Origin of the sequence: Pontibacter amylolyticus, assembly GCF_014638845.1 — a bacterium.
Classification (GTDB): domain Bacteria; phylum Bacteroidota; class Bacteroidia; order Cytophagales; family Hymenobacteraceae; genus Pontibacter; species Pontibacter amylolyticus.
In genome coordinates this window covers 537,879-552,524 of sequence record NZ_BMFP01000002.1, presented here as the reverse complement: position 1 = coordinate 552,524, position 14,646 = coordinate 537,879, and the positions used below count along the sequence as shown (strand labels likewise).

Below are 14,646 nucleotides of genomic sequence, written 5' to 3'. Positions count from 1 at the left end.
GACAATCACTATTATGAAGACAGAATAAGCGGCTATAGCAGACTCCCCTCCTTGGTTAAGGAGGGGCAGGGGTGGGTTGTCCTCTACACCGCCTGCTGCGCTACTGGCTTTGGCTCGTAATTCAGGTTTGGCGACAGCCAGCGCTCCAATTCCTCTTTGGCCATCCCCTTGCGACGGGCCATGTCTGCTACCTGGTCTTCGCCGATCTTGCCGAGGCCGAAGTAGCGGGAATCCGGGTGTGAGAAGTACAGGCCGCTCACCGAGGATGCCGGATGCATGGCCAGGTTCTCGGTCAAGATTACACCAGTCTCCTCCGCTTTCAATAAATTGAAGAGCGTGATCTTTTCGGTATGATCCGGGCAGCCGGGGTAACCGGGGGCCGGGCGTATACCTTTGTAAGCTTCTTTGATCAAGCTCTCGTTGTCCAGCTGCTCGTCTGCCGCGTAGCCCCACAGTTCCTTGCGCACTTTCAGGTGCATCAGTTCGGCAAAGGCCTCGGCTAATCTATCCGCCAGCGCTTTCACCATGATGGACTTGTAGTCGTCGTGCTCTGCTTCGTACTGCTCCAGGAGCTTCTCGATGCCAAAGCCGGCTGACACCACAAAGCCGCCGATGTAGTCGGCTATACCTGTTTCTTTCGGGGCCAGGAAATCGGAGAAGGCGAGGTTCGGCACGTTGGCTCCTTTTTTGCCCTGTTGGCGCAAGGTATGGAACTCGGTGAGCACGCTTTCACGTGAATCATCGGCGTATACCTCAATCGTATCGTCGGCCTCCACGTTGGCGGGGTAGAAGCCCACCACGGCACGGGCCTCCAGCAACTGCTTGTCCACGATCTCCTGCAACATGGTCTGGGCATCGTTGAACAGCTTGGTCGCTTCCGTACCTAATTCCGGATCGTTCAGGATTTTCGGGTACTGGCGCTTGAGCTCCCAGGTATGGAAGAAAGGCGTCCAGTCAATGTAGGGCTCGATCTCCTGCAGCGGGTAGTTGGTGTATACCTTGTTGCCAATAAAGCTCGGCCTGGTTGGCTTAGTAGCAGCCCAATCTACTTTATACTTGTTGGAACGGGCCTCTTCAATGCTGGCAAAAGCACGGTCTTTGGTACGGCCGAGGTGGTCTTCGCGCAGCTTCTCGTATTCGGCTTTGATCTCAGCAATATAGCTGTCGCGCTCGCTGCTGAGCAGGCTGCTCACCACCGTCACACTTCGCGAGGCATCGTGCACATGCACAACCGGGCCGCTGTACTGCGGCGCAATCTTCACCGCCGTGTGCACCCGGGAAGTTGTGGCGCCACCGATCAGGAGCGGAATCTTCATGCCGCGGCGTTCCATCTCCTGGGCCACGTATACCATCTCGTCCAGCGAAGGCGTGATCAGGCCGCTCAGGCCAATGATGTCTACCTGATGCGCTTCGGCTTCTGCCAGGATCTTGTCCAGTTGCACCATCACGCCCAGGTCGATCACTTCGTAGTTGTTGCAGGCCAGCACCACGCCCACGATGTTCTTGCCGATGTCATGCACATCGCCTTTCACGGTCGCCATCAGGATCGTGCCCGCGGTTGATTTCGAGGTGTCGGAGGCCAGCTTTTCCTGCTCCATAAAGGGCAGCAGGTATGCCACGGACTTTTTCATCACACGGGCGCTCTTCACCACCTGGGGCAGAAACATTTTACCGGCCCCGAACAGATCGCCCACCACTGACATGCCTGCCATTAAGGGTCCCTCGATCACGTCCAGGGTTTTAGTTGCCTGCTGCCGCGCCTCTTCGGTGTCTTCGTCGATAAAGTCTACGATGCCTTTCACCAGTGCATGCTTCAGACGCTCCTCCACTGGCGCCTCCCGCCAGGAATTATCGGCGGCAGTAGCTGTTTTACCTTTGCCTTTGATGGTTTCCGCGTAGGTCACCAGCTTTTCGGTGGCGTCCGGGTGGCGGTTGAAGATCACGTCTTCGATCAGGTCGCGCAGTTCAGCCGGAATTTCGCTGTACACGCCCAGCATACCGGCATTCACGATGCCCATGTCCATACCTGCCTGCACGGCGTGGTACAGGAACACGGTGTGCATGGCCTCCCGCACCACGTCATTGCCGCGGAAGGAGAAGGAGAGGTTGCTCACGCCCCCGCTCACCTGGGCATGCGGCAGGTTGGCCTTGATCCACTTCACCGCCTCGATGTAATCCACCGCGTAGTTGTTGTGCTCCTCTATACCTGTGGCGATGGCCAGGATGTTCGGGTCGAAAATAATGTCCTGCGGCGGGAAGCCCACTTCGTCTACCAAAATACGGTAAGAGCGTTCGCAGATCTCGATTCTGCGCTCCAGCGTATCGGCCTGGCCTGTTTCATCAAAGGCCATCACTACCACGGCAGCCCCGTATTGGCGCACCTTGCGGGCCAGCTTTTTGAACTCCGCTTCGCCTTCCTTTAAAGAAATGGAGTTGACGATCGATTTGCCCTGTGTGCGTTTCAGGCCGGACTCGATCACGCTCCATTTCGAAGAGTCGATCATGATGGGCAGCTTGGCGATGTCGGGTTCGGAGGCGATCAGGTTAAGAAAGTCGGCCATGGCCTGCTCTGAGTCGAGCATGCCTTCGTCCATGTTCACGTCGATGATCTGGGCGCCGCCTTCCACCTGCTGACGGGCGACAGAAAGGGCTTCTTCAAACTTGCCGTCGACAATGAGGCGGGAGAATTTCTTGGAGCCGGTCACGTTGGTGCGTTCGCCGACGTTCACAAAAAGGGTATCAGAGGTGATGGTGAAGGGCTCAAGGCCGCTGTAGCGGGGGAGCGGGGTGACGGGAGTGGGAACGTGCGGTTTATACCTGCGCACCAGGTCTGCGATTACTTTAACGTGTACGGGCGTCGTGCCACAACAACCACCCAGTACGTTCACTAGCCCTTCCTTCAGATATTCCTCTACAATGGCGCCCATCTGCTCGGCTGTCTCGTCATAGCCGCCAAAGGCGTTCGGCAAACCGGCATTGGGGTAGGCGCTGATGTAACAATCCGAAATGCGGGAGAGCTCTTGTATGTGCGTCTTCAGCTGACGCGCGCCCAGCGCACAGTTAAAGCCTACGCTCAGGATCGGCGCATGCGAGATCGAGTTCCAGAAAGCCTCCACGGTCTGGCCCGACAAGGTACGGCCGCTGGCATCGGTAATGGTACCGGACACCATGATCGGCAGTTCTTTGCCACCATTGTTCACGTATTCCTGAATAGCAAAAAGAGCCGCTTTGCAGTTAAGCGTATCGAAGACTGTTTCTACCAACAGCAAATCGGCACCGCCGTCCACTAGTCCACGTACCTGTTCGTAATAAGCCTCCACCAGCTGGTCGAAGGTGATGGCGCGGAAGCCGGGGTTGTTTACATCGGGAGAGAGGGAGGCCGTGCGGTTGGTCGGGCCGATGGCGCCCGCTACGAAGCGCTTGTGCGCCGGCTCTTTGGCTTCCGCTTCATTTGCCGCCTCACGGGCAATCCTTGCCGACTCGTAGTTCATTTCGTAAACCACATGCTCCAGGCTATAATCCGCCATCGCGATGCTGGTGCCGCTGAAGGTATTGGTCTCGATGATATCGGCGCCGGCCTCCAGGTACTCGGTATGGATCGCCTTGATGATATCCGGACGCGTGATGGAGAGCAGGTCGTTGTTGCCCTTGAGATCGGACGGATGATCCTTGAAGCGCTCGCCACGGAAATCGGCTTCGGAGAGCTTGTAGCGCTGGATCATGGTGCCCATGGCGCCGTCGAGCACGAGCACGCGCTCCTGCAGCAAGGTATGGATCGGATGTGATGTGGTCATGTTGGTGTTCCCCCTCTTGGTTAAGTCTACAATTGCGCTTATCAAGAAGGACACCCTAAGGCAGGTATACTCTCTTATCTTTTCCCGGCCAAGGTATGGCGGAGAAGGGAATTAGCACCAAGCTGGTACAAGGTTGCTAAGACGTCATCGGGCCCTGTCCCTCGGTCTTTCTTGATAAGAATGCTGTAAAGATACATACTTATCCGCAAAAGCCGAATTTTTGTTGCCAGAGAATAGGAAGATAGCGAGTAGAAAAGCAGAAACGAAGTTGAGGGGCGTACTCAAAAGGTATAAAAACAGAAAGGGATACTAAAAAGTATCCCTTTCCTAAAAGAGTTTAATTGTTTTCACTCTATAACTCTTTCTATTTAGGTATACGGGGGTGGTGTAGGCAGGTTGCCCTTTTCTGAATAAAACTTTGGTCTTTAGCGATTTGCTCCGGGAGGCCACATTCCTTCTAATTTAGGTATAGCGCGATCGTCTAGATAATTATCCGGTTGGTATAATTCTTCGCGATGAATTTATAAAAGGCTATACCTTAATAGCTTAGAACATCATGGCAGGTATAAACATGAACTACAAAACATTCACGCTCAACGGCATCAGCGTTTTCCTGGGTCTTATCTTCTTCACGGCAGGTATGGCGAAGGTCTTCTACGAGCACCGGTTCCCGGGCCTGATCGGGCCGGTCTGGCTAGAGGAGAAACTGGCGGAGTTTGGCCTGGGGCTCTTCGCCCGCTTCATTGCCTACTCCCAGATCGTGGTTGGGTTTATGCTGCTGACGCTCCGCTACCGAACGCTGGGGGCTATTGCCCTGCTTCCCATGCTGCTGAACATCCTGCTGGTTACCATATCGCAGAACTGGAAAGGCACGCCCTATGTGCTGGCTTTCTTCCTACTGCTAAACCTGGTGCTGCTGGCAGCGGAGTCTCCCAAACTCCTGCACCTGCTCGGGTTCAGAACAAATTACACTCCCTCTGTGCACGCGCCCGTACGCTATGGATTGCTTTGGCTATCGGGCCTTGGATTGGTGCTGGGCAGCGTCCCGCTTTCCTTCCAAAGCCAGACCGCCGCTTATGTACTTTGCGTGACAGGTATAGCAGTCGGGCTCCATACCTACTGGAAGGGCGGCCGGGCGGGCAAGCATGCGAAAGCTTCACCGGCTATACCTGCAGCCATACCTGTTGCGAAACAAAAAGTCTAAAAAACAGAAAAGGGATGCCATCGCATCCCTTTTCTGTTTTTGCCACCCACGGGTGGCGGCGTAGGCCGTAAAGCTTACGCTTCTGCTTCTACCTTAGGAATTACAGAAACGTATGAACGGTTCTTAACGCCTTTTTTGAATTGAACCACACCGTCAACCATAGCGAACAGTGTGTGGTCTTTGCCCATACCCACGTTGTTACCTGGGTGGTGTGCAGTACCTCTTTGTCTTACAATGATGTTACCAGCGATGATGTCCTGGCCACCGTAAATCTTAACACCAAGTCGTTTTGAGTGTGACTCGCGGCCGTTATTAGAACTACCAGCTCCTTTTTTGTGTGCCATTTTCTTTTACTATTTAGTTCAGGCGGACGAACCATGCCTGAAAGATTTTACGATTAATTTCCTCTTACTGCTTATCCAATGCTCTCGATCAGGACTTTCGTATAGTGCTGGCGGTGACCATTCTTCTTACGATAGCCTTTTCTTCTCTTCTTTTTGAAAACGATCACTTTGTCGCCTTTCACGTTGCCAAGGATTTTACCAACCACTTTAACACCGCTAACGAAAGGAGCACCTAAAGTAATAGTGCCATTATCATCAGTAAGAAGAACATTGGCGAACTCAACGGCGTCACCATCATTGCCGGAAAGCTTGTTAGCGTAGATGAACTTACCGCTCTCTACTTTGGTCTGTTGACCTGCGATTTCTACAATTGCGTACATCAGCTTCAATGTATGTTTTAAAAAAATTTAAGTCTGCAAAATTAGCGGACTTAAAGTTAATATGCAAATCATTGTTTTCTAATTCTTTCTGTTTTCCCAAACCTTATGCACAGCCCTGTGGATAACGCTGTTGAAATCTCCGCTCCAAAATTTTGCACCTTTCAAAATCAAGCATAACACACTAATCCGCAGCACCTTGACCACCAACTCTGAAAATCGCGTTTTCCACAGAACCGAAGAGATGCCACCCGAATTCATCTTCTGAAAAACTGTTCAAAGGGTAACCTTTTGGATTTTATCCCTCTAAAAACACCTTTTACACCTAACCGGGCACTCCGGGGTTGCACTTTTATTCACTTAACAATGAATTAATATTTTATTTACTATATTTTAACAATTATATATGTTAACAGTATCATGTTAACAAGGCTGTTGATTTCGACCCAATTTTCAGACAATCAAACACTTAGCAAAGTGTTAATAAATTGAACAACTTTAGCCCGCCAATTCAAGTTCTTATCCCTATATTTGAAATCCTGTTATCTCAAGTGCATGCACCACATGGTGCACCGTCTACTGAGTCTGACATCTGATAAAGCAGCAACGAAGTGTCGCTGCAAGTTTAAATAACATTAAAGTTTACGAGCATGGAGCCAATACTACAAGAAAACCCAAATCGCTTTGTTTTATTCCCGATACAGCACGACGAGGTGTGGCAAATGTATAAGAAGGCAGAAGCTAGCTTCTGGACTGCCGAGGAAATCGACCTGTCGCAGGACCAAAAGGACTGGGAGAACCTGAACGACGGCGAGCGCCACTTCATCAGCCACGTACTGGCCTTCTTCGCCGCCTCCGACGGCATCGTAAACGAGAACCTTGCCATTAACTTCATGCAGGAGGTCCAGCTTCCGGAGGCCCGTTGCTTCTATGGCTTCCAGATCATGATGGAGAACATCCACGCGGAAACCTACTCCCTGCTGATCGACACCTATATAAAGAAGCAGTCAGAGAAAGACTACCTCTTCAACGCGCTGGAGACAGTGCCTTGCGTGAAGAAAAAAGGCGAGTGGGCCCTGAAGTGGATCAACAGCGAGAACTTTACGGAGCGCCTGATCGCTTTTGCGGCCGTGGAAGGCATTTTCTTCTCCGGTTCATTCTGCTCTATCTTCTGGCTTAAGAAGCGTGGCCTGATGCCGGGTCTGACTTTCTCAAACGAGCTGATCTCCCGTGACGAAGGCCTGCATTGCGACTTCGCCTGCCTGCTCTACTCTATGCTGAACGAGAAGTTGCCTGAGAGCCGTGTGCTCGAAATCATTGGCGACGCCGTGGAGTTTGAGAAGGAATTCGTGACAGACGCGCTGCCGGTTGACCTGATCGGCATGAACGCCAAGCTGATGAGCCAGTACATTGAATTTGTGGCCGACCGCCTGCTCGTGTCGCTGGGCTGCAGCAAGCTCTACAACGCCACCAACCCGTTCGACTTCATGGAGATGATCTCGCTGCAGGGCAAGACCAACTTCTTCGAGAAGCGCGTGGGCGAGTACCAGAAAGCCGGCGTGATGGGCGACAAAGACAAAAACGTTTTTTCGCTCGACGAGGACTTTTAAGAATCTGAAATACTTAGTAAGTTTAGGAAATAAAGCGCCGGGCTTTTGTCCGGCCGCTTCCTGAATTACCTTTTACCACCCGGATACAGGTATAGCCAACCGCGCCAATGCCTGCAACACCGGACCCTATACCTGGCAACGAACGCCGGACGGAGCACTCGCCTCCAAACTTGTGAAAGCAATTGGCTTTAGCTTTTAAACTATAGTATTTCAACGGATTGCGTATATATACACGTATTTCCCTATGAAAATATTAGCATGTATCATCCCGCTGCATCGGTAGCGGCTCTCTTATACCTACACCTTATAAAAACCCGGGCTTTTAACACCCGCTAAATGTATACGCTATGTTAGTAGTTAAACGAGACGGCAGACGCGAATCCGTCAAATTCGACAAAATTACCGCACGCATCGAGAAGCTGTGCTATGGTCTGAACATGGACTATGTGTCGCCGATTGAGGTGGCCAAGAAAGTAATTGACGGCATTTACGACGGCGTGAGCACGATAGAGCTGGACAACCTGGCGGCAGAAACGGCTGCGTCGCTCACGACCAAACACCCCGACTACGCGGTGCTGGCTGCCCGTGTGGCGATCTCGAGCCTGCACAAGGTAACGAGCAAGTCTTTCTCCAACACCATGAAGCGCCTCTATACCTACGAGGACCCGAAAACGGGTGAGAACGCCTCATTGCTGGCCAAGGATGTGTACGAGATCATCCGCAAGCACGCCAACACGCTGGACTCGACCATCATCTACGACCGGGACTACAACTACGATTATTTTGGATACAAAACGCTGGAGCGCTCATACCTCCTTCGCCTTGATGGCAAGATCGTGGAGCGCCCCCAGCATATGTTGATGCGTGTGGCCGTGGGTATCCACAAGGAAGACATCGAATCTGCCATCGAGACTTATAATCTCATGTCTGAGAAGTGGTTTACGCACGCCACACCAACGTTATTCAATGCCGGTACACCAAAGCCGCAGCTGTCCTCGTGCTTCCTGCTCACCATGCAGGACGACAGTATACCGGGCATCTACGACACCCTGAAGCAATGCGCCCAGATCTCGCAGAGCGCCGGCGGTATCGGCCTGAGCATCCACAACGTACGTGCAACGGGCTCTTACATCAAAGGCACCAACGGCACCTCTAACGGTATTATACCTATGCTGAAGGTGTTTAACGACACGGCCCGCTACGTGGACCAGGGTGGAGGCAAGCGCAAAGGCGCTTTCGCGATCTACCTGGAGCCGTGGCATGCCGACATCTTCGAGTTCCTGGACCTGAAGAAGAACCACGGCAAGGAAGAGAACCGCGCCCGCGACCTGTTCTACGCCCTCTGGACGCCAGACCTGTTCATGAAGCGCGTGGAGCAAAATGGCGATTGGAGCTTGTTCTGCCCGAACGAAGCGCCTGGCCTGGGCGACACCTGGGGACAGGACTTTGAGCGCCTGTACGAAAAGTACGAGCGCGAAGGCCGTGCCCGCAAGACGGTAAAAGCACAGGACCTTTGGTTTGCCGTGCTGGAGTCTCAGATCGAGACAGGTACGCCTTACATGCTCTATAAGGATGCTGCCAACAGCAAGAGCAACCAGCAAAACCTGGGTACCATCAAGAGCTCCAACCTCTGCACTGAGATCATGGAGTACACTAGTCACGATGAAGTAGCGGTGTGTAACCTGGCTTCCCTGGCTCTACCACGCTACGTGAAGGAGGAGAATGGTCACAAGGTGTTCGATCACCAGAAGCTGTTTGACGTGACCTACCACGTGACGCTAAACCTGAACAAGGTAATTGATATCAACTACTACCCGGTACCTGAGGCGAAGAACTCCAACATGCGCCACCGTCCGATCGGTCTGGGCGTGCAGGGTCTTGCCGACACATTCATCGCGCTGCGCATGCCGTTTGAAAGTGACGAGGCCAAAGGTCTGAACAAGGACATCTTCGAGACGATCTACTTCGCAGCCATGACGGCTTCTAAGGATCTGGCGAAGAAGAACGGTGCTTACGAGACATTCAAAGGTTCGCCGCTTTCAGAAGGTAAATTCCAGTTCGATATGTGGGGTGTAACACCAGACAGCGGCCGTTGGGATTGGGAAGAGCTGCGTCAGGAAGTAGTGAAGCACGGGGTACGGAACTCGCTGCTATTGGCTCCAATGCCAACTGCTTCTACTGCACAAATCCTGGGTAACAACGAATCGTTTGAGCCTTATACCTCTAACATCTATGTACGTCGTGTGCTGTCAGGCGAGTTCATGGTGGTAAACAAGCACCTGCTGAAAGACCTGATCGGCCTGGGTCTGTGGAACGACAAGATGAAGAACGCCATTATCGCAGCCAACGGCTCGGTGCAAGACATCCCGAACATCCCACAGAACATCAAGGACCTGTACAAGACGGTATGGGAGATCAGCCAGCGTACAGTGATCGATATGAGTGCTGACCGCGGTGCTTACATCTGCCAGAGCCAGTCGCTGAACCTGCACGTGATGAACGTGAACTTCGGTAAGCTTACCTCTATGCACTTCCACGCCTGGAAGAGAGGCCTGAAAACAGGTATGTACTACCTGCGCACCAAAGCCGCAGTAGACGCCATCAAGTTCACGGTAGAGAAACAAGCCGCCGAGACGCTAGAGCCAGTTTACAACCAGGATCAGAATCGCAGCGACATGAGTTGCTCGCTGGATAACCCGGACGCTTGCGAAGCTTGCGGATCATAAAATAACTGAAGAAGGAGGGCTTATCGTACTCCTTCTTTTTTTTCAATTTAAGTGCATCCTATGTTGCAGCTGCTGCTCCGTTGGATTATACATTCGGTGGCCAACAGCATAACTCAGCCATTAAAAGCATAAAAGCAAAAGCCTCCAATAAAGATCAGCGGCTTCATGATGCATTGAGAGATTATAGGACTACAGAGAACTGGTAGCAGAAGACACTTGAGAAGTCTCCAGCAGCCATTTCATCGCCTCTTTTTCATCTTCAAAATCCCGGAGCTCTAAGGATAAATCAAGCGTGTATCCTTTGTTAATCATGACTCCGACAGCTTCCCGATTCTTTTCAAATTTTGAAGGTATACGGGCAAATCGCTTTAAAGAACTTTTTGCCATGTTTGGAACATGAACTTCCAGGCTCCATTTTAGGTCTGCAGGCGAAATGGCACCCATCAAGCGGTCATCCGCCAGCCAGCTTATAAGCGAAAAACGGTTGATCATTTCATGGCAAAGCAGGTACGCTTCTCTGAGTTCGGCACCATGTAGTCGGCCGCGCCATTCGGCTTTCCCGAGCCTCAGGATTTTGTCATATGAAAGCTTGACAAAGCTGTTTTGAAAGTAAAGTTGCATCAAGAGAATTCCCTGTCAGGTAGTTAGTGTTGTAGATAAGGTTAGAGCGGCTGGGTTCCAGATAATAGCAGAGGGAGTATTACCAAAGCTAAGCTTGTCTTAGCTGAGGCGGATAGTCATACGGCCAGGCGATAACAAATTCAGTACGATCCTGATCTCTTAGCACCCCGTTTACCAGGATTACCAGGTCTTTCTGAAAATGACTGGTCATGAAGCCTTTCCTCCAACTGCATCTGAGTTGCAAATATACTTAGTTACTGTATAGAAGCAATACCTGAAATTGCACTATTACTTAGTCCTGAACTCACATACCGCTACAATTATTAGGACGATCAACTTAGCAAGGAAGTAAAACCCGCTTTGCACGACGCTTAATAACAGTTAGTTGCTACAAAATCAGACTATTCGCCTAAGGATGTGCTTATGCGAAGGTGGTGGACTCATACTTGGAGACCAATCCCGAATACAAGAAACATAGTACTTTACTTATATAATTTTCAACTACCCACGTGATATTGTGGTTAATGTAACTCTATACCTAAAGTGCTCGGCGCTCACTTAGTATCTTATCTACTTCAAAAAACATATTGGCATAAAAAAAGGCCAGCCTTGTAGGCCAGCCTCTTCCTTATCGATAAGAAATCTCTATTAGCGTTTCACAAATCGAAATACTTCTTTTTGTGTACCGGAGATTACCGTGACAAAGTAAATACCTTGCTGCAGCTGCTGCACTGGTAATACTACCTGGCGCTCAGTAGGATTCTGAACAGTCAACAGCTGTTTTCCTGCCATATCCGCCACCGCAATTGTCACCTGTTCGTCAGAAGAAGCCAGGCTTACGGTAACATCACTTGTAACCAGCGTAGGATACACGGCTGCGGAAGACGCCAGCGCCAGGTTCACAGCTACTGTTTTAGAGTATTCAGATGCGCCGTCAAAGTCAACCTGCTTCAGGCGGTAGTAGTTTGTGCCAGCTGTTGCTCTTGTGTCAAGGAAGCTGTAGTTCTGCGTGAGTGATGTGGTGCCTACCTTGCTTTCCACAAAAGCTATCTTCCTGAAGTTCTTGCCATCAGCAGATACCTCTACTTCAAAGCCTTTGTTATCCCGCTCAGAAGCCGTCTTCCAGTTAAGCTGAACGCCATCTTTGGTAGATAGAGCCTTGAAAGAAACCAACTCTACGGGTAACGCTACTATACCTTGTGATGTCACATCAAGCGATGAAGCATCATAGCAAACTGAGGGAATTGGAGTGATAATAGCCCGGAAGTAAGTATCAGAGCTTGGGGCACTGGCAATTTCAAATGTTGCAGGAGATACAGCAGGTGCATCAGTTACCCCTAATGTTGTAGTCTCTCCATTTTTAACGGCTTGCCATGTAATGCTTATGGCATGGCCTTTATCAATTAGCTCTGAGTTTAATTTGATCGTACCTGGCTTTCCTACTTCTAAGTTCTGCTTTACAAATTCTGTGCTTGCGAACTCTATAGGTTTTACTGTTGCTGTTACAGGTACTCTAGCGCTTTCGCAGCCGGCTGCGCTAACAACACTTACATAATATGTTGTAGAGGAATATATGAATGGAGATACAAATGTCCCGTTAGTCGATTCAGCCAAGAAATTTCCTCCCATATCACTACCGTAAAAGCGATATTTCCCTCCTGTAGGAGCGCCTGTAGCGGATACGTTTACTGTACCTGAGCCACAACGGCTCCCATTAGTTACTGTAGGTGTACTCGGAGCGATACATGCCTCAGCTATAGACAAGTTATCAATATACAACTCAGCATTATTCGATTCGGTATCCATCACACGCAAAGCGAGAAACTGACCAGATCTATCCTGTGAAACTGTAAAACTAACAGAGTAAGAATTAAAAGTGGTACCAATATTAGTCACACTAACTGAACCCAGAGGAGTACTCGCGCCGCTTCCAGCTTCAGTCTGGCTACTGCCTCTTACGACAGTTACACTACTCGGGCTGTTGTTATTATTTGAGGAAATTCGTCCATCGAAGGTCACCTTATAAGTATACCCAACTCTTAGATTAAATTGTCTGGCATTAATCACAACATAGCCATCAAAACCTCTGGATTGTAGATTGCCATTATCACCAGCTGCTCTAAAGTAGCCTCCTGCTATACCAGTAATTCCACGTGCCGGGGTAGGTAAGTTTATACCTGCATTATCACTAAAGCTGTTAGGCCCATACAGAGTTGTAGTCTGTGCAAATGCATTAACGCTTGAAAATAGGAATGTGCAAGTAACTAAAGCAAAAACTACTACAGTGGTTATCAATTCACTGTATCTTGCTTTAGTTAGTTTGAGTGTGTAAACGTGTTTCATGACTTTCTTTCTTATATCACTATATATGAAAGAAGTATGCCAGCATATTATAAAGCAATCTAATTGCAGTAAAATCCAATAAATTTGGAAACCGCGACTATACATGCAATTAGAAATAACTGTACACCAATCGATTGATGTAAACTATTAGAAAAGTGATTTTGATCATTTACAGTAATGAGCATACGTAATAGGCAGACAAAAATCGGAATCATTCCATATATGGGAAATATTGCACCGTTATGGGATAAAATACGTTTTATTAACTCCGTTTTAATTGCATGCATTTCTAGTCATTTGGGGAGTTCTATCCTGACCCTACACATTAGGCGTAATTGTAACGAACCAACCATCAAGGCCATTTTGGCATACTCAGGGCATTTTTAATACTATTTATCAGTCAATTTGGCGCTCTAGGCTATTGGCACCTCATTTGCATCATTACTCTTTGAAAACTTAGAGGAGAAAGAGATGAAAATTATAAAGGATAAAGAGTTTTTACGAAACATCGCACATCACATTGACTTACTTAACACAGTGGGCGGAGGTGTGAGTGAGACTTACATTGATATTAAAAAGAAAAAGAAAAGTGCTGTCATCAATGTTTGGGCGGCTGGTGTAAATCCGGAGTCGTTCAAAGTGGTGCTCCACCAGAACCAACTTACCATATTCTCTGTATTGCAGAGCCAGGACAACCCCGAGATAGCGGTGCCGATGTTTAACCGCGTCTTTATGTTGCCCCCACAGATCGACTTAGGTCGCATTGAGGCTTTCTATAAGGAAGGGGGGTTGCGGGTTAAGCTGCCCTACCATGACGCTGCGCTTCATCCGCGTCAGATTGATATCCAGCAGCTTTAAACTGTTTACCGGCGCGGATGTTCGTGCCGCCGGCCCACTACAGCTACAATGCCCCACACTGCATAGAAAGGGGTGAAGGCTGAGGCCAAATAGGGGTCTACTGCCAGAGAGACGACTAACTGGGCTGCAAAGGTTAGCACGGCTCCCCAAAAAGCAATTCTGTAGTACTTGTTCCACTTACTCATAATAGGCTATAAATGAAAATACCCGGCTTCAGGGCCGGGTATTCATTAATCTGAACGCTTCCGCGCGCGATATCTTTTTTTCGACTATAAGCGGCGGGTCGTCTTCTTTCGATATTACTAACGTGTAGTTGTTGTTGTTATCCTGGTAATAAATGAGCGTCGTAAGATCCTCATAACCTATGCTAAAGATCTTCCGCGTCTTATCACCGTAGTTAAAATAGTGATTGTCTAATTTAATATTCCTTAATAACCTCATATCCCTACATTCATCTGGTATTTTAACGGGTTCTCCCCCTAAAATTGTTTCACATTATAAAAGATGTGCAAGCATATTCTTCCTATCTTACTATAAATTGCACTAATCAGGCACATATCTAAAATTCATTTCGAAACAATGTCTATATATGTGCCTGTTAATGAACAACAAACAGCCTGCCATAATACATATATACTGTGTTAACAATATGTATTAAGCTTGCCTGACTTAGCAATCAGGGTATACGGGCGTTCTAAAAACCAGCACTTGTGGCGAGATATCAGTATTCCTTTATTATATTTAGGTGGAGAAGCACTTATTTAGGCAA

Annotated in this window: 10 protein-coding genes and 1 riboswitch; of the genes, 4 read left to right on the top strand and 6 right to left on the bottom strand. The window is 49.3% G+C overall.

Annotated elements, in window-relative coordinates:
• Positions 1–83: 83 nt before the first annotated feature.
• Positions 84–3,794, bottom strand: a complete 3,711-nt coding sequence (gene metH / locus IEV97_RS07395) for a methionine synthase (RefSeq protein WP_188500858.1) — start codon at positions 3,792–3,794, stop codon at positions 84–86.
• A gap of 71 nt (positions 3,795–3,865) precedes the next feature.
• Positions 3,866–3,975: riboswitch (SAM riboswitch) on the bottom strand.
• Between the two features lie 390 nt (positions 3,976–4,365).
• Between metH and IEV97_RS07390 the strand changes: the two genes are divergently transcribed.
• The gene (locus IEV97_RS07390; RefSeq protein WP_188500857.1) at positions 4,366–4,998 is read left to right on the top strand and encodes a hypothetical protein; all 633 of its coding nucleotides are present in this window, start codon (positions 4,366–4,368) and stop codon (positions 4,996–4,998) included.
• A 74-nt stretch (positions 4,999–5,072) separates the two neighbouring features.
• On the opposite strand, the gene rpmA is transcribed toward IEV97_RS07390, so the two are convergent.
• Together rpmA and rplU are read right to left on the bottom strand one after the other, a co-directional pair.
• Positions 5,073–5,342 carry a 50S ribosomal protein L27 gene (gene rpmA / locus IEV97_RS07385; protein ID WP_116543706.1) on the bottom strand — a complete coding sequence of 90 codons (270 nt, stop codon included), beginning with the start codon at positions 5,340–5,342 and terminating at the stop codon, positions 5,073–5,075.
• 71 nt (positions 5,343–5,413) lie between these two features.
• A complete protein-coding gene (rplU, locus tag IEV97_RS07380) occupies positions 5,414–5,722 on the bottom strand; it encodes a 50S ribosomal protein L21 (protein ID WP_116543707.1) in 309 nt (102 codons plus the stop codon).
• Positions 5,723–6,369: 647 nt separating this feature from the next.
• Between rplU and IEV97_RS07375 the strand changes: the two genes are divergently transcribed.
• Positions 6,370–7,329 carry a ribonucleoside-diphosphate reductase small subunit gene (locus IEV97_RS07375; protein ID WP_188500856.1) on the top strand — a complete coding sequence of 320 codons (960 nt, stop codon included), beginning with the start codon at positions 6,370–6,372 and terminating at the stop codon, positions 7,327–7,329.
• A gap of 347 nt (positions 7,330–7,676) precedes the next feature.
• On the top strand, positions 7,677–10,055 hold the full coding sequence (locus tag IEV97_RS07370) for a ribonucleoside-diphosphate reductase subunit alpha (RefSeq protein WP_188500855.1): 2,379 nt from the start codon (positions 7,677–7,679) through the stop codon (positions 10,053–10,055).
• A 189-nt stretch (positions 10,056–10,244) separates the two neighbouring features.
• On the opposite strand, the gene IEV97_RS07365 is transcribed toward IEV97_RS07370, so the two are convergent.
• Both IEV97_RS07365 and IEV97_RS07360 read right to left on the bottom strand, forming a co-directional pair.
• Entirely contained in the window at positions 10,245–10,676 is a 432-nt protein-coding gene (locus IEV97_RS07365) for a hypothetical protein (RefSeq protein ID WP_188501021.1), read from the bottom strand.
• Positions 10,677–11,324: 648 nt separating this feature from the next.
• Positions 11,325–13,019 (bottom strand): Ig-like domain-containing protein, encoded by a 1,695-nt coding sequence (locus IEV97_RS07360; RefSeq protein ID WP_188500854.1) that lies wholly within the window; start codon positions 13,017–13,019, stop codon positions 11,325–11,327.
• A gap of 471 nt (positions 13,020–13,490) precedes the next feature.
• Between IEV97_RS07360 and IEV97_RS07355 the strand changes: the two genes are divergently transcribed.
• On the top strand, positions 13,491–13,877 hold the full coding sequence (locus IEV97_RS07355; protein ID WP_188500853.1) for an Hsp20/alpha crystallin family protein: 387 nt from the start codon (positions 13,491–13,493) through the stop codon (positions 13,875–13,877).
• A gap of 5 nt (positions 13,878–13,882) precedes the next feature.
• Here IEV97_RS07355 and IEV97_RS07350 read toward each other — a convergent pair whose 3' ends face one another.
• Entirely contained in the window at positions 13,883–14,062 is a 180-nt protein-coding gene (locus IEV97_RS07350; RefSeq protein WP_188500852.1) for a hypothetical protein, read from the bottom strand.
• Positions 14,063–14,646 lie beyond the last annotated feature (584 nt).

What these genes read in the sequence shown, in the direction of transcription:
- IEV97_RS07390 (WP_188500857.1), top strand. Translation starts at nt 4,366, where the DNA reads ATGAACTACAAAACATTCACGCTCAACGGCATCAGCGTTTTCCTGGGT.
- IEV97_RS07355 (WP_188500853.1), top strand. Translation starts at nt 13,491, where the DNA reads ATGAAAATTATAAAGGATAAAGAGTTTTTACGAAACATCGCACATCAC.
- IEV97_RS07360 (WP_188500854.1), bottom strand. Translation starts at nt 13,019, where the DNA reads ATGAAACACGTTTACACACTCAAACTAACTAAAGCAAGATACAGTGAA.
- IEV97_RS07370 (WP_188500855.1), top strand. Translation starts at nt 7,677, where the DNA reads ATGTTAGTAGTTAAACGAGACGGCAGACGCGAATCCGTCAAATTCGAC.
- rpmA (WP_116543706.1), bottom strand. Translation starts at nt 5,342, where the DNA reads ATGGCACACAAAAAAGGAGCTGGTAGTTCTAATAACGGCCGCGAGTCA.
- IEV97_RS07350 (WP_188500852.1), bottom strand. Translation starts at nt 14,062, where the DNA reads ATGAGTAAGTGGAACAAGTACTACAGAATTGCTTTTTGGGGAGCCGTG.
- rplU (WP_116543707.1), bottom strand. Translation starts at nt 5,722, where the DNA reads ATGTACGCAATTGTAGAAATCGCAGGTCAACAGACCAAAGTAGAGAGC.
- metH (WP_188500858.1), bottom strand. Translation starts at nt 3,794, where the DNA reads ATGACCACATCACATCCGATCCATACCTTGCTGCAGGAGCGCGTGCTC.
- IEV97_RS07375 (WP_188500856.1), top strand. Translation starts at nt 6,370, where the DNA reads ATGGAGCCAATACTACAAGAAAACCCAAATCGCTTTGTTTTATTCCCG.
- IEV97_RS07365 (WP_188501021.1), bottom strand. Translation starts at nt 10,676, where the DNA reads ATGCAACTTTACTTTCAAAACAGCTTTGTCAAGCTTTCATATGACAAA.